The sequence below is a fragment of the Luteimonas salinisoli genome (assembly GCF_013425525.1).
In the GTDB taxonomy this organism is placed as follows: domain Bacteria; phylum Pseudomonadota; class Gammaproteobacteria; order Xanthomonadales; family Xanthomonadaceae; genus Luteimonas; species Luteimonas salinisoli.
In genome coordinates this window covers 1-24,055 of the sequence record NZ_JACCKA010000062.1, presented here as the reverse complement: position 1 = coordinate 24,055, position 24,055 = coordinate 1, and the positions used below count along the sequence as shown (strand labels likewise).

Here is a 24,055-nt window from a genome sequence, read left to right as displayed (position 1 = left end):
GGCGGCCGGCGCGTCCCGCGGGTGGTGGTCGACGCGCCACTCTCCGCCGGCGACGCCCGGGGCTGACCGGCCATGGACGCCGACCGCTGGAGCCGGCTCTCGCCGCTGCTCGACGCACTACTCGATGCGTCCGCCGCCGACCGCGCCGCCAGCCTGGCCTCCCTGCGCGGCGAGGATCCGGCGCTGGCCGACGAGCTGGAGCGCCTGCTGGCGCTGGAACAGGACCATGGCGATTTCCTCGATACCCCGCTGGTGGCGCCGCTGCCCGGCGCGCGCACCGGCACCGAGGTCGGCCCGTACCGGCTCGAGCGCCTGCTCGGCGAGGGCGGCATGGGACAGGTCTGGCTGGCCAGCCGCGCCGATGGTCTCTACCAGCGCCGGGTCGCGCTCAAGCTCCTCCGCCCGGGCCTGGCCGACCCCGGCCTGCGCCTGCGCTTCACCCGCGAGCGGGAGATCCTGGCCCGTCTCGAGCATGCCCACATCGCGCGCCTGCTCGACGCCGGCATCAGCGCCGACAACCAACCCTATCTGGCCCTCGACTACGTCGACGGCGAACCGCTGACCGACTGGTGCCTGAGCCGGGCGCTGGAGATGCGCGCGCGACTGCGCCTGTTCCTGCAGGTCTGCGACGCGGTCAGCCACGCACACTCGAACCTGATCGTGCATCGCGACCTCAAGCCGTCCAACATCCTGGTCACTCCGCTCGACGAAGTGCGGCTGCTCGATTTCGGCATCGCCAAGCTGCTCGACAGCGCCGAGCTGCCCGACCAGACCCGCACCGGGACCCGCGCCTTCACTCTCCACTACGCGGCACCCGAGCAGATCCGCGGCGAGCCGGTGACCACCCTCACCGATGTCTACGCCCTGGGCGTGGTGCTGTACGAACTGCTCACCGACGCCAGGCCGTACGAGCTCGAGCGCGCCAGCGACGCCCAGTGGGAGCAGGCGATCCTCGAGGCGGACCCGGCACGGCCGTCGCAGATCCTGCTGCGCCGTGCCGACGGCGAGCCCGCCGCGGCTGCCGCCCTGCGGCGGCGCGCGCGCGCGGTCGCCGGCGACCTGGACAACATCGTGCTCAAGGCGCTGGCCAAGCGCCACGAGCAGCGCTATCCATCGGTGGAGGCGCTGGCGCTCGACCTGCAACGCTATCTCGACGGCAGGCCAGTGATGGCGCGGCCGCAACGGCTGGGCTACCGGCTGCGCAAGTACGTGCGCCGCCACCGCTGGCCGCTGTCGACCGCCACCCTGGTCGCCGCGGTGCTGCTGGCGGCGCTGGGCATGGTGGCCTGGCAGGCGCGGCTCTCGCTGCAGGAGGCAGCGCGCGCGCAGGCGATGCAGGACTTCATCGTCGGCCTGTTCGAGAACGCCGGCAGTCTGCCCGAGGGCGCGCCGCTGGACGTCCGCCAGCTCCTGGCCGCGGGCGTCGACCGCGGCGACATCGAACTGGCGCGCCAGCCGCTGGCCCACGCCGGCCTGCTCGGCGTGATCGCGCGGCTGCGGATGGGCCTGGGCGACCATCCGCAGGCGCTGGCGCTGTTGCAGCGGCAGGCGGCGGTGCTGGCCGGACTGGACGAGGTGCCCCCCAGCATGCGCCTGGAAGCCGCCACCGACCGCGGCCATGTGCTGCGGCTGCTGCGGCGGCCGGAGGAGTGCGTGTCGGCCATGCGCGACCTGCGCCCCCTGGCGCGCCGGCAGGAGCGGCGCCTGCCGCTGCAGGCGGCGGAGTTCTACTCCCAGCTCGGCCGCTGCCAGCGCGCGGTCGGCGAGCGCGAAATGGCCGGCGCGCTGTTCCAGCGCGCGTTGAGCCTGCGGCGGGACCCGCTGGGCAGCGGCGCCGGGATCGCCGAGAGCCTGGCCGACCTGGCCGGCCTGCACGCCGATGCCGGCGAGGGCGCGGATGCGCTGCGCGGGTTCGGCGCCGCGCTGGAGCAGCTGCGCGCCACCGTCGGCGAGCGCCACCCGCTGGCCATCGCGATCCTGCGCGAGGTCTGCGCGCTGGAGCGGTCCGAACGCGGTGTCGATGCCGCCGAGCGCGCCTGCGCGCGCGCGGTCGCGCTGGCGACCGCGCTGCGCGGCAGCCAGCACCACGTCACCGTCGATGCGCAGCGGCAGCTGACCGCGCTGCACGTCGAACAGGGTCGCCATGCCGAAGCCGAGGCGGGCCAGCGCCAGCTGCTGGCCTGGCTGGTCTCGCGCTTCGGCCCCGGCCATGGCGAGGTGGCGCAGGCCTACCAAAGCCTCGGGCTGATCGCGTGGGAGCGCGGCGAGCACGCGCAGGCGCTGCGCGCGCTGCGCCGCGCGATCGCGATCTGGCGCCACGAAGACGATCGCCCGCGACTGGCGTCGGCGCTGTCCGACCAGGCCATGGTGCTGCTCGAAGAGGGCCGCGCCGATCTCGCCCGGCCGCTGCTGGAGGAGGCGGTGCGGTCGGCGGACTCCCCGTCCCCGGCGCCACCTCTGGCGCACGCGCTCGTCCTGCTCGGCCGCACCGACGCCATGCTCGGCGACCAGGCCCGGGCGCACGAGCACCTGCGCCGGGCCGCCGCGTTGCCCGTGAGCGACGACGGCGCCGCCGCTCGCCGGAGCGCGCTGGCGCTGGCGGTGTTCGAGGCCGACCAGGGGGATCGAGGGGCCCTGGAGCGGCTCGACCGGCTCGGCCGGCTCGCGCGGGGCGATCGCGGCGAGCGCGAGCTGGCCTGGCTGGCCCGTGCGCACGCGGCGGCCGTGCGCTGCCGCGACGACCCGGGACCGCAGGCCTCGGAGCTGCAGGAGCTCGCGCTGCTCGTGCGCCGGGCGCTGCCGGAAGGCGGCAGCGCAATGCGCGAGATCCAGGCCCTGTCGAGCGCCTGCCGCGAGCGCCAGCCGGCCGCGGAGGACGCCTGAGGCCCCCCGGAGCCGTCAGGACGATGGCCGGAGGTCGCCGTTCGGGCGGTCGCGACGCCGGCGGGCATCCGCGTCCGGCCGGTGCAGCCCCCGATCAGCCCAGCGGCAGGTCCGGCTGCAGCGGGTCGATGCGGCCCTCGCCGCGGGTGATTTTCTTGAATTCGGCGCGGCTGACCGAAACGTAGCGCTCGTTGCCGCCGATCTCCACCTGCGGCCCCTCGTGCACCGCGGAGCCGTTGCCGTCCACGCGCACGGTCATGGTGGCCTTGCTGCCGGTGTGGCAGATGGTCTTGATCTCGCTCAGTTCGTCGGCCCAGGCCAGCAGCGACTGGCTGCCCTCGAACAGCTCGCCGCGGAAGTCGGTGCGCAGGCCGTAGCAGAGCACCGGGATGCGCAGCGCGTCGACCACCTCGGACAGCTGCCACACCTGCGCTCGGGTCAGGAACTGCGCCTCGTCGACCAGCACGCAGTGCAGGCGCCCATGCGCGGCGATGTCGCGCTCCGCCCAGCGCTGCAGGTCGTCGCCGTGATCGAACGCGACCGCATCGGACTCCAATCCGATCCGCGAGGCGACCCGGCCGCTGCCGGCGCGATCGTCCAGCCGCGGGGTCAGGATCGCCACCCGCATGCCGCGCTCGCGGTAGTTGTGCGCCGACTGCAGCAGGGTGGTGGTCTTCCCCGCATTCATCGCGGAGTAGTAGAAGTAGAGCTTGGCCATCGGCGCAGTGTAGAGCGGAGCTCGCTCCGCTGCTCCTGGCTTCTGTGTTCCCGTCGCGATCCGGTGTCGCCACGCCGGCCCACGCCGGCACCGGGGCGGCAGGGGCATCGGGAAGACCGGGGCGCGCCTGCCGGCAGGCTACAATCGCCCGCCCATGCACGGTCTCAATCCCCAACAATCGGCGGCGGTCGCGCACTGCGACGGCCCGCTGCTGGTGCTCGCCGGCGCCGGCAGCGGCAAGACCCGGGTGATCGTCGAGAAGATCGCGCACCTGGTCGCCTCGGGCCGCTATCCGGCCAGGCGCATCGCCGCGATCACCTTCACCAACAAATCGGCGAAGGAGATGCGCGAGCGCGTCGCCAAGCGGATCCGCGGCGACGCCGCCGACGGCCTGACCGTGTGCACCTTCCACGCGCTGGGCCTGAAGCTGCTGCAGATCGAGCACGCCCGCGCCGGGCTGCGGCGCGGTTTCTCGGTGTTCGACGCCGACGACAGCCTGGCGCAGTTCAAGGACCTGCTGCCCGGGGCCAAGCCCGACGTGGTGCAAGCGATGCAGCAGCTGGTGTCGCGGGCCAAGAACGGCGGGCTGTCGCCGGACGAGGCCGCCGCCGCCGCGCGCAGCACCCGCGAGCACGAGGCGGCGGCGCTCTACGCGCGCTACCAGGCGCGGCTGGCGGCGTTCAACGCGGTCGATTTCGACGACCTGATCCGGCTGCCGGTGCAGCTGCTGGAGGCGGAGGCCGAACTGCGCCTGGGCTGGCGCGAGCGCATCGGCTACCTGCTGGTGGACGAATGCCAGGACACCAACGACGCCCAGTACCGGCTGCTCAAGGCGCTGGCGGGCGAGCGCGGCGCGTTCACCTGCGTCGGCGACGACGACCAGAGCATCTATGCCTGGCGCGGCGCCAATCCCGAGAACCTCTCGCAGCTGGCGCAGGATTATCCGGCGCTGACGGTGATCAAGCTGGAGCAGAACTACCGCTGTTCCAGCCGGGTGCTGCGCACCGCCAACGCGCTGATCGCCAACAACCCGCACGAGCACCCGAAAACGCTGTGGAGCGCGCAGGCCGATGGCGAACGCATCCGCGTGTGGGAATGTCGCGACGCGGTGCATGAGGCCGAACGCGTGGCCGCCGAGATCCAGTTCCTGCAGACCTCGCGGCAGGCACAGTGGAACGAGTTCTGCGTGCTGTTCCGCGGCAACCACCAGTCGCGCGCGCTGGAGAAGGCGATGCAGCTGCTGCGGGTGCCCTATCACCTGTCCGGCGGAACCGCCTTCCTGGAGCGCGCCGAGGTCAAGGACGCGCTGTCGTGGCTGCGGCTGATCGCCAATCCGGAGGACGACTCGGCGTTCCTGCGCGCGGTGCAGTCGCCCAAGCGCGAGGTCGGCGCCACTACCCTGGCGCGTCTGTCGGAACTGGCGCAGCACGCGCAGCTGCCGCTGTCGCGCGCCGCCGAATCGATCGGCCTGCTCAAGCAGCTGCCGGCGCGGGCCGGCAACGCGCTCGGCGGCTTCGCCGACATCGTGCGCGGGCTGCGCGCCGATGCGGCGCGGCTGCCGCCGGCGGAGCTGGTGCGCAATCTCAACGAGCGCTCCGGCCTGCTCGCCGCGGTGCGCGCGCAGTGCAAGTCGGAGCAGCAGTTCGCGATGCGGCGCGGCAACCTCGACGAGCTGGCCGACTGGTTCGACGGGCCGCGCGGCGCCGGGCCCGGCGAGCTGGCGGCGCAGCTGGCGCTGCTGACCCACGCCGACCGCGACGACGGCGGCAACCAGGTGCGGCTGATGAGCCTGCACGGCGCCAAGGGTTTGGAGTTCCGGTACGTGTTCATCGTCGGCGTCGACGACCACACCCTCCCGCACGAGGCCAGCGTCGACGAGGGCCGCATCGACGAGGAGCGGCGCCTGCTCTATGTCGGGATTACCCGCGCCAAGGAGCGGCTGTGGCTGTCGTACGCGCGCGAAGCGCAGAAATGGGGCAGCCGCCTGCGGCTGGCGCCGAGCCGCTTCCTCGACGAACTGCCGGCGGCCGAGCTGCAGCGCGACGGTGCCGACCCGGTGGCCGACGCCGAGCACAAGCGCGAGCGCGCCGACGCCGGATTCGCCGCGATCAAGGCGCTGCTGGACGCCTGACCGGCGCGGCCGGCAACGCGGCGCGGCCTGGTCCGCTTCGTAGAGCGGAGCTTGCTCCGCTGCTCTTGGCTCCGGAGTCCGCGCAGCCGAGCAAGCTCGGCTCTACGGAGCTCCCGGCGACGTCCGCTACACTCGGCGCCCCGATCCCGCGGAGCCCGCGATGCGCAAGAACCTGCTCGCCGCCTGCCTGCTCGCGCTCGCGCTGGGCGCCTGCCAGTCGCTGCCGACGGCGCCGTCCACGACGCCGGCCGCGGCCGCGGCCGACGACAACCTCAACGCCGTGCTGTGGATCCAGTCCTCGGCCGAGTACCGCGCGGTGGCGCTGTCGGTCTTCCAGGCGGCCGGCGCACGCCTGGACCAGGCGCTGGCCGATCCCGAATGGGACGCCCTGGACCCGGAAGAGCGTGCCCTGGCCGGCAGCGCCGCGGGACTGCCGCCGGCGGTGATCGTCGACATCGACGAGACCGTGCTGGACAACTCGCCCTACCAGGCGCGGCTGATCCGCGACGGCGCCGAGTACCACGACGACGACTGGGAGGCCTGGGTGGCTGAGCGCAGCGCCGCGCCGGTCCCCGGCGCACTGGCGTTCGCGCGTCTCGCCGACAGCCGAGGCGTGACCGTGGTGTACCTGTCCAACCGCACCCGCGCGTCCGCCGCCGACACCCTGGCCAACCTGCGCGAAGCCGGCTTCCCGGTCGCCAACGAGGACGCCTTCCTCGGCAAGGGGACGGTGGTTGAAGGCTGCGCCGGAACCGGCAGCGACAAGCACTGCCGACGGCTGCTGGCGGGGTCGCGATACCGGGTGCTGATGCAGTTCGGCGACCAGCTCGGCGACTTCGTCGCCGACCGCGACACGGCCCGGCAGGCGCGCGACCGGCTGCTCGTCCGGCATGCCGACTGGTTCGGCGAACGCTGGTGGATGCTGCCCAACCCCACCTACGGCGGCTGGGAGGCGGCCACGTTCGACGGCGACTGGAGCCAGCCGCGGGAGCGGCGGCGTGCCGCCAAGCACGCCGCGCTGCGCACCGGGCCGGAATAACCCCGGGGGCCACCGATGACCACGCGCCGGCGGCCGCCACCCGGGCCAGAATGCCGCCGCCGTCGCGGCGCCGAGATGCACAAGTCACACTATCGGCATACCTAGGGCGCCCCCCAGGGTGCCAGCCGCGTCGCCAGCCCTTAGCGTGGTGGCGACCCCCACGATGATCCGGGGCCCCACCTTGCCACCCGAAGCTCAGGGGGGTTCGCCATGTCCATCTTCTCGGCTTCCGGCCCGTCCGGCCTGCTCAACAACCTCGCCGAGCCGGGAGGCGGCGGACTCAGGCAGCTCCTGGCCAGCCTGCAGTCGCCGCTGGCGCGTGGGGGCGGCCCGCACGGCTTCCATGGCGGACCCCACGGCCCTCACGGTGGCCAGCACGGGCGTCCGGCGGGGCCGTCGCAGGGCATGCCAGGCGGCGTACCACAGCCCAATGGGCCGTCGACGCCGAACCTGCCGCTGCCCGGCAGCCAGCCCGGGCCCGTTCACCAGGGCATGCCGGGACCGTCGCTACCGGGCCCGCCAGCTGCATTGAACCCCAGTGCACCTTCGCATCCCACGCCGCCCATGCATGCCGGGCCGCCTTCGCATGCCGGACCTCCGGCCCATGCGGGCGCGCCCGCCCACGCCGGCCCTGCCGCCCACACCTCGGCCCCGCCGGTCCAGGTATCCAGCCCATTCGGTCCGCCTGCCGGCACCGGGCCGACATCGCCGACTGCGCTGCTGCCGGCAGTGGCCAATGCCGCCGGCACGGTGCTGGGCACTGTCCTGCAGGCGCTCGCGCCGGGATTGGCGCGCCAGCTGGCGCCGACGGCGCAACCGCCCGCTGCTCCCGGCCAGGCCGCATCATTGCCATTACCGTTGCAGACCCCGACCGCGCAGGTTCCAGGCGCCGCCCCGGCGACGGCGACGCTGTCCCAGGCCGCGGCGGCTGCGCCGGCAGCGACAGCCGTGGCGCATGCAGCGCAATCGCAGGCCGCCCATCCCCAGGCGCTGCCCGGGCAAGCCGCTGCACTGTCGCAGCAGGCCGTCGCCCAGGCGGCACCGGGCGCCAGGGGCGAGGCGGTGTCGATCCCGGGAGCACCGGGCCAGCCGTCCGGCACGACTCCGGCGCAGCAGTCGGTGCCGGTCAATCCGGCCTTGACCGTCCCCGCGCGCGCCGAAGGCGCGATGGCGGACCGTGGCGCGACCATGCTCCCCGGCGCGCCGGCCACGACCACCGCCGCGGCGCCGGGCGCCACCCAGGCTGCTGCCGCGATCGCGTTGACCCACGTTGCGGTGCCGGCTTCGCAATCGCCCGGCGAGGCCAAGGGCGTGACCCTGCTGGCCGGCGGCGAGCAGCGCGCCCAGGGTCGCGTAGACGGCGTCGCCCATGGCCATACCGTAACGCTTGCGGAGCGCCGGCCGCGGCTGTCCCTGGGCCTCGGCGGCCTGATCGCCGCGCTGGGGATGCGCGACGCGGCGCTGCGTGAGCGCCATCAGGCCGAGCTGGCGCAGCAACGCCTGGTCGAACGGATCTTCCAGTGGCTGTACTGGGTGCTGGCGATCACCGCCTACGGCTGCCTGGCCATGGCGATCCTGATCTTCCTGCCGGTGTTCGACGCCGATGTCGCCCGCTCGGCGCTGCCGGCGCCGGGCCCATGGGTCGGCGGGTTCGCAACCCTCGGCCTGATCGCCGGTTTCGGAGCCTGGATGCTGGCGCGCCGGCTCAAATGAGCGCTACGCGCAGGCCGGATCCCCGCATCTCTCCCCAGGCGTCATTGCAGTGCCGCGCAAGGGCTCGACTCCCGGCGACCCCCGGGTGCGGACTCAGCGACGCACGCACTCCGGCACCTGGATCATCTGCATCGGTCCGCCCCCGAAGCCGGCAATGTGGCGGGTGCGCCACACGATGCGCTTGCAGTCCTCCCTGCCAGCACTCGTACGGGGAGCGGACGCTGCATCCTGCTCGCCGGCCGCGGCGCGCTGGAGGCGATAACTGAAGACGAACTTCGTTCCGGCCGGCAGGTTGCCGTTTCTCTCCAGCAACTCGAGCTCGGTCTCCAGCTCGAAGACGCCCCGAGTCACCGCGCCCTCGAACCGGAACCGTTGCGGCGGCGCTGCACCACCACCCGAAATCGCGCCGTCTGCGCCGATCCGCAGCTGGACCCCATCCGCTTCCGCCCGCCAGCCGCTCGCGTCGTAGACCCCGTCGATCGCGAAGCCGGCGTCGGCGTTCTCCTTGATGTTTCCGACCAGGATCAGGCGAGCGCGGCCTTCGCCTTCGTCGACGATCTGCGCGCTGGCCGTTCCCGTATCCCGGATGGGCGAACCGTCCGGCGGGACGATCCGGACTTGCACCGCGCCGATGTACGGATCCCCGGCGTATGGCCCGAGGGTCTCGCTGCCAATGCTGGTGCCGCAGGCAGCCAGGAACACCAGCGCCAATAGAGCCATCGATCGTCGCATCGCGTCTCTCCGGCATCGACCACCAAAAAGAGCGCCCCCGAAAGTCGGGGGCGCTCGGTACCACTTCGCGTCGCGATTACTGCTTGCGGGCGAGATCGCGGTTGCCTTCGCCCAGCGCCTTCACGATGGTGTTCAGCGCCTGGATCATCTGCGAAAGCTGCTGCTGCAGGACCTGCATTTCGGCATTCAGCTCGGTCAGGCCCTTGCCGCCCAGCGTGGCGTCGGGGTCGTCCTTCTGCATCTTCTGCAGGGTGTCGATATCCTGCGCCTTCGCCAGAAGACGCTCGCCCATGGCATCGGCGATCTTGCCGAGCGTGAGGGCAATGGCAAGCAGCCAGCCGCCGCCCTTGGCGCCTGCTGCGGATTTGGCCTCGGCGGCCCGCTCGGCCTGAACGGTACCGACGTAGGAGAAGCTCCAAACTTCGCTAGACATGTTGATACTCCCGTGTGTTGATCCTGAAGATTGCTACGCGCGCCGCCGGGCGGCGCCTGGGTCAATCGGTCAGGCGTTTCGCGGCGGGCCGCGCAGGCGGCGCGAACGGGAGTTGACGACTTCGTCGCGAAGCGAGGGATGATCGTTCCGGGGGAACGGCGCGGGCTCCTGCGCCTTGTCTTCCTTTTCCCTGTCGGTCTGTTGCCGCAGCCAGGCCAGCGCCGCTGCTTCGCCCTCGGCAGCCATCTTCCGGCTGAACTCGATCGCCAGGCGCGACTCGCGCCGCTCCAGGGGCTCCAGCGCTTCATTGAGGCGGCGGATCAGGTCGTTGACTTCATCGCCATCGACATCGCCGCTGCGTTGCAGCGCCTCGACCGCCTGCATCCAGCTGGCACGATCCGGCATCGCACCCGGATCGGGTGAGGCGGCAGCATCCTCCAAAGCCTGCTGGAACATCTGCCCGAGCTCTTCGCAGGACTCGGGGTCGAGGCCGGACTCCTGGCGCAGGATGGTTTCGAATTCCTGCTGCAGCTGCTCCATGCCGGTCCCGGGAACGGGACGGTCGGCCGCCGGGCGCGGCATGTCGACCACCGAAGCTCCCAGCGGGGCCGCGCCTGCAGCCGGCTGGGGAGCGTTGCGCTTGCGGATGGAGGGGCGCCGGGCCATCTGGATGGGTTCCATGAACTCCGTTGGATCCCGCCTTGGTCCGAAGACCGTCGCCGGGTGGATGGAGCGAGAGACTCGAAATCAGTATAGGAAGGCGAAGACCCGCAACAAGCTGGGGGGGACCCTAGGCGGTATCCGCCATCTGGTCGGCGCAGGAGAACTGATCGAAGATGCGGCGCATCTTCTCGCCCTCCTCCCGCCCCAGACTGGCGGCCATCTCGGCCAGCCAAGCGTCGGCCGACTCCTTTCCTTCTGCCGCAAGCTTGGTCTGGTACGCCGGTGCGATCCCGGCCAACTCGCTCTGGATCCGCTCTTCGCACTCCCGGACGTGACGGATGAGGGTGTTTTCGTCTTCGGCGTTCAGCACGCCCGCAGCACGCATCTCCTCGATCCGTTCCATCCACTGAGCGTTCATCGCCATCTCTCCTCAGCCGCGCAGGGCACTCTGGAAGGCCTGCATGAAGTTGCCGCTGAACAGGCTCTGGGCGTCGAAGGGCAGACCGGAGCTGGAGAGCGACTCGCCGAGCTGGCCCTCGATGGCCTGTACTGCGAAGTCCGCGAGCATGCCGCCGATCATTGCGCCGACGGGGCCACCGATCGCACCGCCGATCGCTTTCGCGGCGGCACTGACGAGATCACCGATACCATCGAACATGACAGTCTCCTGTGCGTTGATTGCGGGTCGGGTCGACCCGTCTGGGACTATTGCCGACTGTCCGCCACAACCCAAGCTAGGGCGTGCCCGACCCTGGGGGTAACCCCAGCTGTAATGCGCGTTCCCTCAACCATGGAACTGCGGGTCGATGCTGAGGGTGCCCAGGTTGCGCTCGGCGAAGCGGCGTACCAGCTCGGGGGCGGCCTCGCGGATCGCGTCGTAGCTGCCGCGCGAGCGCGCGTCGGCGCGCAGCAGCCAGCCGTCGGCGGTCTTGCTGAGCAGCAGGTCGGTGCCGGGCAGGGTGCTGTCGGCCATGCGCAGCAGGACCTGGCCGTCGCCATCGCCCTGGGTGCCGCCGCCCACCGCGAGCTGGCGCACGTGCCGCTCGACGAGGTCGGCGAAGGCGGAGGTGTTGACCGGCGCCGGGGCGGCCGGGGCATTCGCCCCGTCGCGCAGCGCCGACTGCGCCTGCATCATCGCCATGATCTCCGAAGAATCCATCAGGTTCTGGGGGAGCGGTTCCGAGCCGTCGCCCGGCGCCTGCCGCCCGGCCTGCACCGCATCCTGGGTCGCCGCCTGGCGCGCGGACGCCTCGGCCTCGGCGCGCTGCTGGCCGCTCAGCTCGCCGCCGCCCTTCGCGCGGGCGGTCATGAACTCCTGCTTGGCTTCCTGCTTGCTCTGCAGGACCTGTCGGAAGCGGTCCACGGTCTCCTTCGGCGGCGGCTCGCGCTTGGCGTCGGTCTTCGGCTTTCCCTCCACGTCGCGGGGCTGCTCGGGCGCCTGCGCCGACGGGTTGCTGCGTTCGATGCTCATGTGGACCTCTCAGGGTTGTCCGCGGGCGAGGTGGCGCGCCAGCTGCAGGTCGGCGGCGGCGTCCTCTTCCTTGCGCGCCTCCAGTGCGTTCTGCTCGTCGTGCCACATGCCCTTGCGCTTGTGCAGCGCGTCCTCGCGCGCCTTGGCGCGGAAGTAGGCCTGCTTCGCTTCCTCCAGCGCCCGCTCCGCGGCCTGCAGGCGCTGCTGGGCCTGCTGCAGGTTCTGTTGTGCGGCATCGGCCTGCTCGCCCAGCAGGTCGATATGCGCCTGCCGCTGCTCGAGCACCGGCGGCCACGGCATGCCCGGCGGTGGCGGATCCAGCAATCGCAGCCGATGGCTGGCCCGCTGATCGCGCAGCGTCTGCAGCTCGCCCTGGATACGCGCGCACTCCTCGCGGCAGGCGATCGCCGCGCGCTGCTTCTCCATTACCGTCAGCCGCGCGTTCTCGGTGCGGTGGGCGCGCAGCTTGAGCAGCGTCTGCAACGGGTAGCGCTTCATCTGAACAGCTTCCTGAGCGCATCGGACGACTGCTGGAAGGGCACCAGCTCGCCGGAGGCCTGCTGCAGCAGCTTGCGGATCGGGCCGATCTTCTCGATCGCCACGTCGGCCTCGGGATCGCTGCCGCGCTTGTACTCGCCCAGCTGCAGCAGCAGCTCGATGTCCTGGTGCTTGGCCAGGTATTTGCGCAGCTGGCCGGCGGCGCGCATGTGCGCTTCGTCGACCACCCGCGGCATGGTGCGGCTGAGGCTGGTCAGCACGTCGATGGCGGGATAGTGATAGGCGGCGGCCAGCTTGCGCGAGAGCACGATGTGGCCGTCCAGGATCGAGCGCACCTCCTCGACGATGGGGTCGCCGCCGTCCTCGTCCTCGGCCAGAACTGTGTAGAACGCGGTGATGCTGCCGCGCTCGTTGTTGCCCGCGCGCTCGAACAGCCGCGGAAGCGCGCTGAACACCGACGGCGGGAACCCGCGCCGCGCCGGCGGCTCGCCGATGGCGAGCCCGACGTCGCGCAGCGCGCGGGCGAATCGGGTCACCGAATCGAGCAGCAGCAGCACCCGCTTGCCGCGATCGCGGAAGTGCTCGGCGATGGCCGTGCCCACCCAGGCGGCGCGGCTGCGTTCCAGCGCGGGCCGGTCGGAAGTGGCGACCACGATCACCGAACGCGCCAGGCCCTGCTCGCCGAGGTTGTCGTGAATGAATTCGTTGACCTCGCGGCCGCGCTCGCCGACCAGCACGATCACGTTGACGTCGGCGTCGCCGCCGCGGGCGAGCATGCCCAGCAGGGTGCTCTTGCCGCCGCCGGCCACGGCGAAGATGCCCACACGCTGGCCCTCGCCCGCGGTCATCACCGTGTCGATCGCGCGGACGCCGGTGGAGAAGGGGCGCTCGATGAGATTGCGGGTGAGCGGGTTGGGAGAGGCGGCGTAGATCGGCACCGCTTCGGTGGCGCCGAGCGGGCCGCGATCGTCGATCGGCTCGCCGTGGGCGTCGAGCACGCGGCCGAGCAACCCGTCGCCGGCGCGCACCGAGGCCTGGCGGCCGCTGGCATAGACCTCGGTGGTGGCGGAGATCCCGTCCAGCGCCCCCAGCGGGGTGAGCAGGGTGTGCTGCTTGGAGACGCCGACCACCTCGGCAGCCAGCTCGAAGTCGGGATCGCCCTCGCCGCGGGGATGCCGCAGGTGGCAGAGCTCGCCGATCGAGGCCTTGAGCCCGGTGGCGCGGATCAGGGTGCCGTAGGCATCGGCGACGCGGCCGACGCGCTGGATCGGCTTGACTCCCGTGAGCGCGTCCAGCAGCGGATCGGAGGCCGAGGCGTTCACTTCTTCGCTGCCTCGCTGGCGCTGGCTCCGGCCAGTGCCGTACGGATCGCCTCGATCTGCTGGGCGACACCGGCGCGCACCTCGCCGGCCTCGGACACCACAACGCAGCTCAGCGGGTCCAGGCTCTCGTCGTCGACCAGCTCGATCACGCCGACGGCCGGGTGGGCCTGGCGCACCGCGCCCAGCCCCGACTCCACCGAGGTCCGGACCGAAGGGTGCACGCGGATCAGCAGGAACTGCTCGGCCTGCGCCGCCTCCACCGCCTGCATCACCAGCGGCGGCACCACGGTGGCGGCGTCGAACCCGGGGGCGAGTCGCGCGACGATGGCGCAGGCCAGGTCGGTGATGCGGCCGGTCGCCTCGGCCAGCACCCGCGCGCGGCGCTCGTTGAGCGCGGCCAGCTTCTCGGTCATCTGCTGCTGCGCACGCGCCAGGCCTTCGGCGAAGCCCGCCGCCTGGCCCTGCTGGCGCGCCTGGTCGATCTCGGCCTCGGCCTCGGCATAGAGGGCGTTGAGCCGTTCGAGCAGGACGTCGATCTCCTCGAGCGAGGACCACTGCCGCGCCGGCACGATGCGCGCGGCGACCGCGCGCTCGAACTCGCGGCGCTCGAACAGCGCCACGCCCGCGTCGGTCGCGGTGGCGGGGCCGGCTGGGGTGGGTGACGGGCGCTGCATCAGGTGTCGTCTCTCGCTGTCAGGCGGCCGCAGCGGCGCGCGATTCGTGGTGGGTGCACAGCAGCAGGACCGGCTTCTCCGGCAGGTGGGCGGGGCCGGCGCCGGCACGCTCATGCAGCAATGCGGTCCAGTCTGCGAGCGCGGGGTCGCGCACCGCGGCCCAGGCGCGCAGCTCGTTGCGGCCCTGCCGCTCGAACATGGCGAACAGCGCCTCGTCGTCCTCCACGAGCGCCCGCTCCAAACCCGCGGCGAGTCTTGCGAGCACGCCGCGCTCGACGGCGGCGTCCCAAACGGTGGGGTCCAGCGCCAGCAGATAGCTGTTGCCGAGCGCCCGGCGCAGGCGCCGCACCGGCTCCCGGCGCACTTCGCCGCGGATGGCCGGCGCGTACGCCAGCACCCCGAGATCGCGGACCAGCAGCGCCAGACGTGCGCGCGGCCAACGGGTCACCGCGGTCGGCGGGCCGCTGCCGGGGCGGGGCGCCAGCAGCGCATCGCCGATGCCGCCCTGCAGCAGGACGCGGGCGAGCATGCGCCGGCCCAGTCCGCTGCGCAACGCGGCCTCGAGCAGGCCCGGAGATGGCGCGGGTTCGCCCTCGGCGGCGTACCAGCTCGGATGCACCTCGGCGAGCAGCGCCTGCAGCGGCATGCCGGCGGGTTACCCGTTCCAGACCCGCGGAGTCTGCTTGGGCTGGCCCTGCAGGCGCTGGCGCAGGCGACCGCCAAAAGCCAGCAGCAGTCCGATCAGCCCGACCACAGCCGCCACGAGGGCGATCGCCATCGGGCTGACGGCGGACATCGCGATCGCGGTGGTCCCGCGCTGGCCCTGGCGGTTCTCGGACGGCCCCGGCACGGTGGTGAACTTCACCGTGACCTTGTTGACGTCGTTCAGGCCGGGCACGCCGTCCTTCACGACGACCTTCATCTCCGTTTCCTTGTCGCGCAGATTGGCGCCCGACTGTTCGAAGATGACCACGGACGCCGAGGCGTCGCTGGACGTGCCGCCGAGCGGATCGCGCTCGGGCAGGTTGATGTGCACCCGCGCGTCGACCACCCCGGGGTAGCTCGACAGGGTGCGCGCCATCTCCTGCTGCAGGCCATGCTTCAGCCGCGCCATTTCCTCGAGCGAGGAGGAGGCGAATCCTTCCTTCTTGAAGATGTCGCCGAGCGAACTGTATTGCTGGCGCGGCAGCCCGCGCGATTGCAGCACCTGCATCGCGTAGGGGAAGTCGGCGTCGTCGACGCGGATCTCCCAACCGCTCTTGCTGACCGCCAGCCGCTTGTCGGCGTTGACCCCGGTCGACAGCAGCGCGGCCAGAACCTCGTTGGCCTGGCGCTCGTCGAGGTTGCTATAGAGCGTGGTCCGGCCACAGGCGGCGAGCAGCAGCGCCGCCGCCAGGACCAGCGCGATCCGCAGGATGCCGCGGTTGGCTTTCGAGGTGCTCATCACGATCCCCCGTTCCTCAGGACTGCTGGCGGAACAGCTGCTGCACGCCGTCGGAAGTGCGGTTGGCCACGTTGGAGGTGAGCTGCGACTGGAACAGGAACTCATGGCACTTCATGGTCATTTCCAGCATCTGCCCGGGCGACAGGTCCGCGACGCTGCCGCTCATCGCCTGAGACATGGCCTCGATGTTCTTGGCGCTGCCGTTGAGGCTGTCGAATGCCGAGATCATCATGCGAGTGCCCTGCGACGGGTCCGTGGCGCTGGTGCCGGCGACCGCCTCGGGCGCCGCCGCCTGCTGCCCCTGGTTCGCGCCTCCGGTGCGCTGCATCGCCTGCGCGAAGTCCCGCACCTCGATGGCCGATGCCTGGGGCTGCGCCGCGGCGCTGGCGCCGGCGCCGGTGGCGGCCTGCGGCTCCATGGCGGCAACCTGGATGGCTTCAATCATGTCTGGTCTCCCGAACGGTGATGTCATGGACGAGGCGCGGCGCATCCGGCGAGGATGCGCAACGGCCCCGGCCTTCGCGGTTCACCGCGATCAGTTGCGCTTGCCCAGCGTTTCCAGCGCCTGGCCCACGCTGTTCTGCGAGGTCGCGGCGTTGTTGGACATGAACTGCATCTTCAGGCTGGCGGCGGTCAGCTGGACCATGTCCGAGGGCTTGTCGCTGCCGGTGCTGATCGCATCGGACATGGTGGTGATCCTGGCGGCCTGGCCGTCCAGGGTCTGGCCCCAGGCGCGCGACATGGCCTCGTACCAGCTGCTGCTGCTGCCCGACGAGACGCTGCCGCCGCGATTGGGGCCCGGCCCGTTCGCGAACGCTGCCATGCCGATGTAGTTGTTCAAGCCGGAACCGTCGACGGTGCTCATGATGTCTCCTCCTCAACCTTGGTGGGTGGTGCCTGATCGATCGACTCTAATGCATTCGTACGTCGGAATTGCGAAACCTCGGGTACGCCCCAGGACAGGAAATGTCCCGAAGCGCCCGTTCATTTGCGTTGCGCCGCCGCCCGCGCCTGTTCAGTCGCGTAGGCGCGGGATTTCGGCGCGCTCGCCACCGCGCTCAGCGCGTCTGCGCCCTCCGCCTCGGCCTCGCCTGGGCTCTCGGCGGTGGCGGTGTCGCCCGCTTCCAGCGGCTCCGCTCGCAGCTTGGCCAACGACCCGTCCTCGCGCAGCACCTGGGCGTGCTCGCCGATCGCCAGCAGCGTGCCCTTGCCGGGAAGCTCGGCGCCGACCGCGTAGCGGACGCCGTCGGCGTCGACCACGTGGGCGTTCTCGCCGCGCTCGATGGCGACGATGCGCACCTCCTCGACGTCGGCCGCGGCGGCGGCGTCATCGGCCGGCGTCGCCAGATTGATCGGGATGACGCGGCGCACGCCGGTCTCGCGCATGGCCCGCGACGTGGCGAAGGCCTCCAGCGCCGCCATGTCGTCGAAATAACCGGTCACCTCGACGTCGTTGTTGCCCAGGTACCGGGTCTTCTCGGCGGGGAAGTGTCCGCGCAGCACGTCGGCGACGTCCTGCGCCATGTCCTCGCCGGTGCGCAGCGACAGACTGGCGTCGATGCGCTCGCTGTCGAGCTGCTGGCGCATGCGCTGGCGGGTGACGACGTCCTTCACCGTGCCGGACAGCACCGCCACGCCCTCCACGTCGCGCTCGACGCGCGCCTCCGCCACGCGGTATTCCCGCGCCAGGCTCTGCAGCCGCGCCTCGACGTCGAAGGGGGCCTCGTCGGCCGGCATCACCGCGGCGAAGATCGCCAGCGAGGCCAGCGAGAGCACGGCGATGGCGGCGATCATCGGCAGGCGACGCGCGAACGGCACGCCCGGGCGCACCGGCGCGTGCGCGAACCCGGAGCCCTCGGGCGCCAGCGCCAGCCAGGCCGGATCGTCGACGTGGCCGAACGCCAGCGCGGCATCGCCCAGGCCCACGCGCTCGACCTTGCCCAGCTCGACCGGATCGCCCGGGTGCAGGATCCTGCCCTCCAGCCGCAGCGGCGCGTCGAGCGCGCGCAGGTTGAAATGGCCATCGACCAGGCTGATCAGGGCGTGGTGGCTGGCGACGCCGCTGTCGGCCAGCACGATGTCGCAATCGTCGCCGCTGCCGACCAGGATCATCTCGCGCTCGGCGAGTTCGCGGCTGGCGCCGGCGTGCAGGCCCGCGACGATGCGCAGCAGCTGGCCGCTGCCGGGGGCGTGACTGGTGGTTTTGGCGGAAGACATCGGTTGGCTCCTTGCGAACGGCTGGCGTTTGCGTTTTGCGTTTTGGGTCTTCTTGGATCTTGGGTCGGATCGGTCAGGCGTTGATCTGGCCCGCCTGCACGATCCGCAGGTCGGGAGCGAGTTCCTGGTAGGAGAGGACGGGCAGCTCGAAGAAGTCCACCTCCATCAGCTTGCGCAGATGGCGGCGCACATCCAGCGAGCACAGCAGGACCGGACGCACGCCGGGTTGCTGGCGGCCCAGATGTCCGCGCACCTCGTTGCCGAGCCGGGCGGCCAGTTCCGGCGAGATCGCCAGCTGGCTGGCGCCGCCGGCCACGCGCACGGACTGGCGCAGCTTGTCCTCCAGCTCGGGATGGATCAGCAGCACGTGCAGGGTGCGCTCGGCGTCGGAGTAGCGGTCGGCGATCTCGCGCTTGAGCGCCACGCGCACGTACTCGGTCAAGAGCACCACGTCCTTCTCGCGTCCGCCGACGTCGGTGATCGCCTCGAACGCGTCGCGCAGGTTGCGGATCGGCACGCCTTCCTCGGCCAGCCGCCGCAGCACGTCGGCGACCCGTTGCGGCGCCACCACTCGCAGCATTTCCTTGACCAGGTCCGGATAGTCGCGCTGCATGCGCCCGAACAGGTTGGAGGTTTCCTGGATGCCGAGGAAGCCGCCGAGCCGGCGCTGCAGCGCGGCGCGGCAATGGGCGTCGATCACGTCCAGCGGCGCGCGCGCGTCGTCGGCCGGCGCGGTCACCCACTCGCCCGACAGCGGCGGGAAGAACCCGGGCAGCCGGGCGCTGGCGTCCGCGCCCGGCGAGGCCGGACGCAGCTGCGCATCGGCGCGCAGGCGGCCCGAGGCGACCCGGGCGCCGAACGCGCTGAGCCGGTACTCGCCCTCGCCCAACGCCGGGTTGATGCGCAGCGTCGGCGCCGGTACCGGTACGCCATATTCCTCGCGCAGCTGCTGCGACAGCTCGCCGATGCGCGCGCGCACCGGCTCCTGGCCCAGCCGATCGGCCAGGGAGGGCGCCAGGTCCAGCTGCAGCGGCGGCGGCGGCGCCAGATCGTCGGTGTCGACCTGCGTCTGGCTGGCGGCCATCTCTTCGTCGGAAATGCGGAACAGGCGGCGCAAGGTCTCGAAGCTGTGGCGATAGCGCCAGGCGCTGATGCCCAGCAGGGTGAGTCCGAGCACCCCGAACACCCCGGCCGGGAAGCCCGGTACCAGCATCATCAGCAGCGCCAGCAGCCCGGTGATCAGCAACACCCGCGGCTGTCCCGAGACCTGGCGGGTGATGGCATCGCCCAGGTGGCGGTCCTCGATCTCGCCGGTGGTGCGGGTCACTACCAGACCTGCGGCGATGGTGCCCAGGATCGCCGGGATCTGCGACACCAGGCCATCGCCGATGGTGAGGATGCTGTAGACGCGGGTGGCTTCGCCCAGCTCCATGCCCTTCTGCAGCACGCCGATGGCCAGGCCGCCGAGCAGGTTGATGATGATGATGACGATGCCGGCGATGGCGTCGCCCTTGACGAACTTCATCGCGCCGTCGAGCGAGCCGTGCAGCTGGCTTTCGGTCTCGAGCAGGCGGCGCTTCTTGCGCGCCTCGTCCTTGTCGATCAGGCCGGCGCGCAGATCGGAATCGATCGACAGCTGCTTGCCCGGCATCGCGTCGAGGGTGAAACGCGCGGCCACCTCGGCCACCCGCTCGGCGCCCTTGGCGATGACGATGAACTGGACCACGGTGATGATCAGGAACACCACCAGGCCCACCACCAGGTTGCCGCCCGCCACCAGCGATCCGAAGGTCTCGACGATGTGGCCGCCCTCGGCGTTGAGCAGGATCGAGCGGGTGATGGCGATCGAGATCGCCAGCCGGAACAGCGTGGTCAGCAGCAGCACGCTGGGGAAGCTGGAGAAGGCGACGGGATTGGGGATGTAGATGCCGAGCAGCAGCAGGCCGAAACCGATCGAGATGTTGACCGCCACCAGCGAATCGATCAGCACCAGCGGCAGCGGCAGGATCATCACGCTGATGATCGTCACCGCGCCGAACGCCAGCAGGACGTCGCTGTAGCCGAGCCCGCGCCGCGGCGCCATGCCGGCGGGGGCGGCGAAGAGATTACCGATCAGGGCGCGCACGCCGGGCCTCCTGCGGCTCGTGCCGGCTGGCACGCAGCCTTCGGCACCCAAGCGTCAACCGCTGTTCCCTGGCGCCCTGCTCGAGCCGTTCGCCGCATCGCCCCTGACCTCATGCGTCACTTTGTGCCAAGTTACGATAGCGATGTAAAGTGATTCGCAGGTAAAAATAATGTTTCAACCATGCGAACGCCGTCATCGTTCCACCGGGGCGTGTGAATCAGTTCACATTCCGGCCCTGGCGGGCTCACAGTCGGTTAACGCAGCCGGACGGTATCAATGGCGGCGGGGCGCCGCCGCCTCGGTTGGAAGTTCAGCGCTTCCTTCAATGTCGGCCTGGTCGAGATTTGTGATCAGGTTCACAGATTGAGTGCTGACGCCGACGGCGAAGATCCTCCCGGCCCGGGTTCGCAGCAGCACCACGCGCTCGCGCGGCCCGACCGGAAGGATCTGCAGGACCGAGAGCGGCGCGTCCTTGCCGGTCAGGCCGTAGCGACGGCGCGCCAGCCGCCACACCAGGAACAGCGCAAAGATGACGAAAGCCAGCGGTACCACGATCCCCAGCAGTTCGCGCCAGGCCGAGGGCGCGACCGGCACTGGATCGGCGGCCGCCGCCGCTGCGGCACCGCAACAGAGCAGCAGCGACACGCCCGCGACCAGCGGCGACGCGGCTGGCGGGGCAACGACGGGGAGGCGGAATCGCATATGCAAGGGCTTCGGATGAGGGCCGCGCGCGGGCCGGCGGGCACCGCTGCAGGGTACCGCAAGGCCGCGGGGGTGCATGCGCCGCTGCTGCCGCGGAGCTGTCACGGGACCGCGCCAATGTCCGTCTTGCCGCCCGCACGCCGCGGATCCGGAGGACCCCGATGAGCGCCGCCCGCCGCCGCGCCCCGGCCGCCGCTCCACCCCACCCAGCCGATCCCATGCCGGCGCTGCAGACGCTGCTGCAGGCGCTGCCGTTCGCCTGCGCGGCGTTCGCGCGCAGCGACGGCGCGCTGCTGGCGGCCAACTGCCTCTACCACGAGGAGTTCGCCGCGCTCGCGGGCCACGACCGCCGCGAGAGCCTGCTGCAGGCCTTGCACGGCAGCGACGTCGACATCGATCCGGGCAGCGAGGTCCGCGCCCCGCACAACCAGCGCTGGTACTCCCTGTACTGGCGCGACACCGAACACGAGGGGCGGGCGCTGTCGCTGCTCACCGCGGTCGACATCAGCGAACGCATCGAGGCGCTCGATTCGCACAAGAGCCGCCAGGAGAAGCTGCTGTTCACCTCGCGGCTGATGTCGGTGGGCGAGATGGCGGCGACCCTCGCGCACGAACTCAATCAGCCCCTGGCAGCGATCGTCAACTACCTCAACGGCAGCCTGCGCCTGGTCGACCAGGCCGGCGGGCCGGTGCAGGTGGAGCGCGCGCTGCACGCCGCGCGGACCCAGGCCGAGCACGCCGCCGCGGTGATCTCGCGCGTGCGCGAGTTCGTTCGCGCCCGCGAGCCGCGCCGCGACGCCCAGGACCTGGCGGCGATTTCGGCGACGGTGCTGGAGCTGCTGCGCCTGGAAGCCGAGCGCCAGCAGCTGCGCATCGACGTGGCGCTGGCGTCGTTGCTGCCGGAGGTCTACGCCGACCGGGTCATGGTCGAACAGGTGTTGCTGAACCTGGTCAAGAACGCGATCGAGGCGATGCGCGAGGTGCCGCCGGCGCAGCGCGGGCTGCGGATAGAGGCGCGGGTGAACCTGGACGACGAAATCGAGGTGCGGGTCTGCGATCGCGGCAAGGGCCTGAGCCAGGCCGAGAGCGAGCAGCTGTTCTCGCCCTTCTACACCACCAAGGCCGATGGCCTGGGGATCGGCCTGGCGATCTGCCGCTCGATCATCGAGTACCACGAGGGGCGGCTGTTCTTCGAGCCGCGCGACGGCGGCGGCAGCGTGTTCGGCTTCACCCTGCCCCGCGCCGAAGGGAGGGTGTGACATGGAACGGACCCGGGTCTGGCTGGTGGACGACAACGACGGTTTCCGCGACTCCACCGCCTGGCTGCTGGAGACCGCCGGATTCGAAGTGCTGGCGCACGCCTCCGGGCGCGAGTTCCTCGACGCCTACGCGGCGCAGCGCCACGGCGCGGTCGAGGAATGCCTGATTTCGGACATCCGCATGCCGCAGATGAGCGGCCTGCAGCTGCAGGAGGAGCTGCTGCGGCGCGGCAGCACCCTGCCGATCGTGTTCGTCACCGCGCATGGCGACGTGCCGCTGGCGGTCGAGGCGATGCGCAAGGGTGCGTCGAACTTCCTGGAGAAGCCCTTCGGCGACGAGACCCTCGTCGAGGCGATCCGCGCCGCCCTGGCCAGCGCCCGCAACCGCGGCGAGGGCGCCGTCAACAGCCAGGCGCTGGCGCGGCTGAGCCCGCGCGAGCGGCAGGTGCTGGACCTGGTGGTGGCCAGCAAACCGAACAAGATCATCGCCGACATCCTCGGCATCAGCATCAAGACCGTCGAACTGCATCGCGCGAACATGATGAACAAACTCGGTGTACGCTCGCTGCCCGAACTGATGAAGGTGGCGCTCGGGCATGGCTGAAACAGCGAAGCGGGCGAAACGCCCGGCCAGGCGCCGGATCGCGACCGGCTCGCCGGCGCCGCTGGAAGCGGCGCCGCTGCGCGGACGAATCGAAGCACTGCGGCCGGCCCAGGCCGAAGCGCTGCGCGCGTTCTTCTCGGCGCCGCAGAACTGGTATCTGCAGGACGGAGGGCTGCTGCATTTCATGCGCGGCGGCGCCGCGACCGAGGCGGCCACCTTCGAGATCGAGGCCGAGGGGTCGCGGCTCGGCCTGCGCCTGCAGGTGGGCGAGGTGCTGGCCGCCGACGGGCTGCACTGGAGCGACTACACCGGACGCGCGCGCGTGCTGGCCTGGAGCCTCGCCCACGAACGCCACCTGGTCCGGCTGAGCGAGGTGCTCGGCGTCGCGCTGGCGCCGCTGGCCGAGTCCGACCCCGCCGACCCGGACGATGGCGATCCGCTGTGGCTGGACTTCGTGGTCGACGACGGCGCCGACGGCGACGCCGCCCGCCTCCCTCCCGCCACGCAAGGCTCGTTGCGGCTCCCCGCCGCCTGGCTGGAGCGCCTGCTCGCGCGTGCCGAACCGCCGGTCGAGGGCGAACCGCCGCCGCCGCTGGGACGCTGGCGCGAGCTCCCCGCCACGGTCGCGCTGCGCCTGGCGTTGCCGCCCATGGGCGCCGAACAGTGGGCCGCGCTGCGCCCCGGCGACGTGATCGTCGCCGGGCGGCGCACCCGTCCCCCGCAGTTCCAGGCCCACGCCTGCGGCCGGCTCTGGCCGCTGGCCGCCACCGCCAAGGGCTGGCGCGTCGAGGGCCCGCCGCAACATCACCCCCGTCCCCAGGAGACAGCCGCCATGAGCGAAACCCCAGCCGAAGCCGTCGCCGAAGCCGGCCGCACGGACAGCGACCCGGACGCCGGCGCGCGCCGGCTGCCGGTGCAGGTGGCCTTCGAGATCGGCCAGCTGGAAATGCCCGTGGGCGAGCTCTCGGCGCTGCAGCCGGGCTACGTGTTCGGGTTGCCTGCGCACCTGGAGGGCGCCAACGTCCTCATCCGGGCCAACGGCGAGGCGGTCGGGCAGGGCGAAGTGGTCGCGGTCGGCGACACCCTTGGCGTGCGGCTGCTGAACTGGAAATAGGAGCGCGGGCGCGATGGATTTCAGCAACTATTCCCCGGCCCTCGTCCTCGTCATCGTCGTCAGCCTGGCGCTGGCGCCGTTCGTGGCGGTGATGGTGACCTCGTTCACCAAGATCGTGGTGGTGCTGAGCCTGTTGCGCAATGCGCTCGGCCTGCAGCAGGTGCCGCCGAACGTGGTCATCAACGGCCTGGCGATCGTGCTGTCGATCTACGTGATGTACCCGGTGATCCTGGATACCCACGACTCGATCAACGCCCGCCTGGAAGGCCGGCCGCCGCCGGCGTCGGTGCAGGCGCAGATCGACGCGCGTGCC

24 protein-coding genes and 1 pseudogene are annotated in these 24,055 nt (G+C 71.6%); 8 read left to right on the top strand and 17 right to left on the bottom strand.

What is annotated here, in order from left to right:
• Positions 1-72 precede the first annotated feature (72 nt).
• Positions 73-2,883 carry a serine/threonine-protein kinase gene (locus H0E84_RS10430; RefSeq protein ID WP_180678587.1) on the top strand — a complete coding sequence of 937 codons (2,811 nt, stop codon included), beginning with the start codon at positions 73-75 and terminating at the stop codon, positions 2,881-2,883.
• Positions 2,884-2,977: 94 nt separating this feature from the next.
• On the opposite strand, the gene H0E84_RS10425 is transcribed toward H0E84_RS10430, so the two are convergent.
• Positions 2,978-3,601: a thymidine kinase gene (locus tag H0E84_RS10425; protein WP_180678586.1), complete on the bottom strand. Its 624-nt coding sequence runs from the start codon at positions 3,599-3,601 to the stop codon at positions 2,978-2,980.
• Between the two features lie 154 nt (positions 3,602-3,755).
• Between H0E84_RS10425 and H0E84_RS10420 the strand changes: the two genes are divergently transcribed.
• The 3 genes from H0E84_RS10420 to H0E84_RS10410 all read left to right on the top strand — a co-directional run bounded on the left by H0E84_RS10420 (position 3,756) and on the right by H0E84_RS10410 (position 8,484).
• On the top strand, positions 3,756-5,732 hold the full coding sequence (locus H0E84_RS10420; RefSeq protein ID WP_180678585.1) for a UvrD-helicase domain-containing protein: 1,977 nt from the start codon (positions 3,756-3,758) through the stop codon (positions 5,730-5,732).
• A 160-nt stretch (positions 5,733-5,892) separates the two neighbouring features.
• On the top strand, positions 5,893-6,771 hold the full coding sequence (locus tag H0E84_RS10415; protein WP_180678584.1) for a 5'-nucleotidase, lipoprotein e(P4) family: 879 nt from the start codon (positions 5,893-5,895) through the stop codon (positions 6,769-6,771).
• A gap of 858 nt (positions 6,772-7,629) precedes the next feature.
• Entirely contained in the window at positions 7,630-8,484 is an 855-nt protein-coding gene (locus tag H0E84_RS10410) for a hypothetical protein (protein ID WP_180678583.1), read from the top strand.
• 93 nt (positions 8,485-8,577) lie between these two features.
• Here H0E84_RS10410 and H0E84_RS10405 read toward each other — a convergent pair whose 3' ends face one another.
• From H0E84_RS10405 to H0E84_RS10330, 16 genes are all read right to left on the bottom strand, one after another.
• Positions 8,578-9,216 carry a hypothetical protein gene (locus tag H0E84_RS10405; RefSeq protein WP_180678582.1) on the bottom strand — a complete coding sequence of 213 codons (639 nt, stop codon included), beginning with the start codon at positions 9,214-9,216 and terminating at the stop codon, positions 8,578-8,580.
• A 76-nt stretch (positions 9,217-9,292) separates the two neighbouring features.
• Positions 9,293-9,649 (bottom strand): hypothetical protein, encoded by a 357-nt coding sequence (locus H0E84_RS10400; RefSeq protein WP_180678581.1) that lies wholly within the window; start codon positions 9,647-9,649, stop codon positions 9,293-9,295.
• 69 nt (positions 9,650-9,718) lie between these two features.
• Positions 9,719-10,240, bottom strand: coding sequence for a hypothetical protein (locus H0E84_RS10395; RefSeq protein WP_180678580.1), 522 nt, complete (start codon positions 10,238-10,240; stop codon positions 9,719-9,721).
• Positions 10,241-10,439: 199 nt separating this feature from the next.
• On the bottom strand, positions 10,440-10,730 hold the full coding sequence (locus tag H0E84_RS10390; protein ID WP_180678579.1) for a hypothetical protein: 291 nt from the start codon (positions 10,728-10,730) through the stop codon (positions 10,440-10,442).
• A 12-nt stretch (positions 10,731-10,742) separates the two neighbouring features.
• Positions 10,743-10,970 carry a hypothetical protein gene (locus tag H0E84_RS10385; protein ID WP_180678578.1) on the bottom strand — a complete coding sequence of 76 codons (228 nt, stop codon included), beginning with the start codon at positions 10,968-10,970 and terminating at the stop codon, positions 10,743-10,745.
• Positions 10,971-11,096: 126 nt separating this feature from the next.
• Positions 11,097-11,783: a hypothetical protein gene (locus H0E84_RS10380; protein WP_180678577.1), complete on the bottom strand. Its 687-nt coding sequence runs from the start codon at positions 11,781-11,783 to the stop codon at positions 11,097-11,099.
• Positions 11,784-11,792: 9 nt separating this feature from the next.
• On the bottom strand, positions 11,793-12,281 hold the full coding sequence (locus H0E84_RS10375) for a hypothetical protein (protein ID WP_180678576.1): 489 nt from the start codon (positions 12,279-12,281) through the stop codon (positions 11,793-11,795).
• Positions 12,278-13,603 (bottom strand): FliI/YscN family ATPase, encoded by a 1,326-nt coding sequence (locus tag H0E84_RS10370; RefSeq protein ID WP_180678575.1) that lies wholly within the window; start codon positions 13,601-13,603, stop codon positions 12,278-12,280. Before H0E84_RS10370 ends, H0E84_RS10375 begins: the two co-directional genes overlap by 4 nt.
• Complete coding sequence (locus H0E84_RS10365; RefSeq protein ID WP_180678574.1) at positions 13,600-14,277, bottom strand: FliH/SctL family protein; 678 nt, start codon at positions 14,275-14,277, stop codon at positions 13,600-13,602. Before H0E84_RS10365 ends, H0E84_RS10370 begins: the two co-directional genes overlap by 4 nt.
• A 19-nt stretch (positions 14,278-14,296) precedes the next feature.
• Positions 14,297-14,923 carry a hypothetical protein gene (locus H0E84_RS10360; RefSeq protein ID WP_180678573.1) on the bottom strand — a complete coding sequence of 209 codons (627 nt, stop codon included), beginning with the start codon at positions 14,921-14,923 and terminating at the stop codon, positions 14,297-14,299.
• A gap of 9 nt (positions 14,924-14,932) precedes the next feature.
• Positions 14,933-15,721: a type III secretion system inner membrane ring lipoprotein SctJ gene (sctJ, locus tag H0E84_RS10355; RefSeq protein WP_180678572.1), complete on the bottom strand. Its 789-nt coding sequence runs from the start codon at positions 15,719-15,721 to the stop codon at positions 14,933-14,935.
• Positions 15,722-15,737: 16 nt separating this feature from the next.
• On the bottom strand, positions 15,738-16,166 hold the full coding sequence (locus H0E84_RS10350) for a hypothetical protein (protein WP_180678571.1): 429 nt from the start codon (positions 16,164-16,166) through the stop codon (positions 15,738-15,740).
• Positions 16,167-16,256: 90 nt separating this feature from the next.
• Positions 16,257-16,586: a hypothetical protein gene (locus H0E84_RS10345; RefSeq protein ID WP_219339691.1), complete on the bottom strand. Its 330-nt coding sequence runs from the start codon at positions 16,584-16,586 to the stop codon at positions 16,257-16,259.
• 119 nt (positions 16,587-16,705) lie between these two features.
• Entirely contained in the window at positions 16,706-17,938 is a 1,233-nt protein-coding gene (locus H0E84_RS10340) for an FHA domain-containing protein (RefSeq protein WP_180678570.1), read from the bottom strand.
• A 73-nt stretch (positions 17,939-18,011) separates the two neighbouring features.
• Entirely contained in the window at positions 18,012-20,063 is a 2,052-nt protein-coding gene (sctV, locus tag H0E84_RS10335; RefSeq protein ID WP_219339690.1) for a type III secretion system export apparatus subunit SctV, read from the bottom strand.
• Positions 20,064-20,336: 273 nt separating this feature from the next.
• Positions 20,337-20,708, bottom strand: coding sequence for a flagellar biosynthetic protein FliO (locus H0E84_RS10330; protein WP_180678569.1), 372 nt, complete (start codon positions 20,706-20,708; stop codon positions 20,337-20,339).
• A gap of 218 nt (positions 20,709-20,926) precedes the next feature.
• On the opposite strand from H0E84_RS10330, the gene H0E84_RS10325 reads away from it, so the two are divergent.
• The 4 genes and pseudogenes from H0E84_RS10325 to H0E84_RS10310 all read left to right on the top strand — a co-directional run.
• On the top strand, positions 20,927-22,024 hold the full coding sequence (locus H0E84_RS10325) for a sensor histidine kinase (RefSeq protein WP_180678568.1): 1,098 nt from the start codon (positions 20,927-20,929) through the stop codon (positions 22,022-22,024).
• 1 nt (position 22,025) lies between these two features.
• Positions 22,026-22,628 (top strand): response regulator transcription factor, encoded by a 603-nt coding sequence (locus tag H0E84_RS20670; protein ID WP_180678567.1) that lies wholly within the window; start codon positions 22,026-22,028, stop codon positions 22,626-22,628.
• Positions 22,621-23,742 carry a type III secretion system cytoplasmic ring protein SctQ gene (gene sctQ, locus H0E84_RS10315; protein WP_180678566.1) on the top strand — a complete coding sequence of 374 codons (1,122 nt, stop codon included), beginning with the start codon at positions 22,621-22,623 and terminating at the stop codon, positions 23,740-23,742. The genes H0E84_RS20670 and sctQ overlap by 8 nt, the downstream gene beginning before the upstream one ends.
• A gap of 13 nt (positions 23,743-23,755) precedes the next feature.
• Positions 23,756-24,055 (top strand): annotated as a pseudogene (locus H0E84_RS10310) (hypothetical protein); the annotation flags it as partial.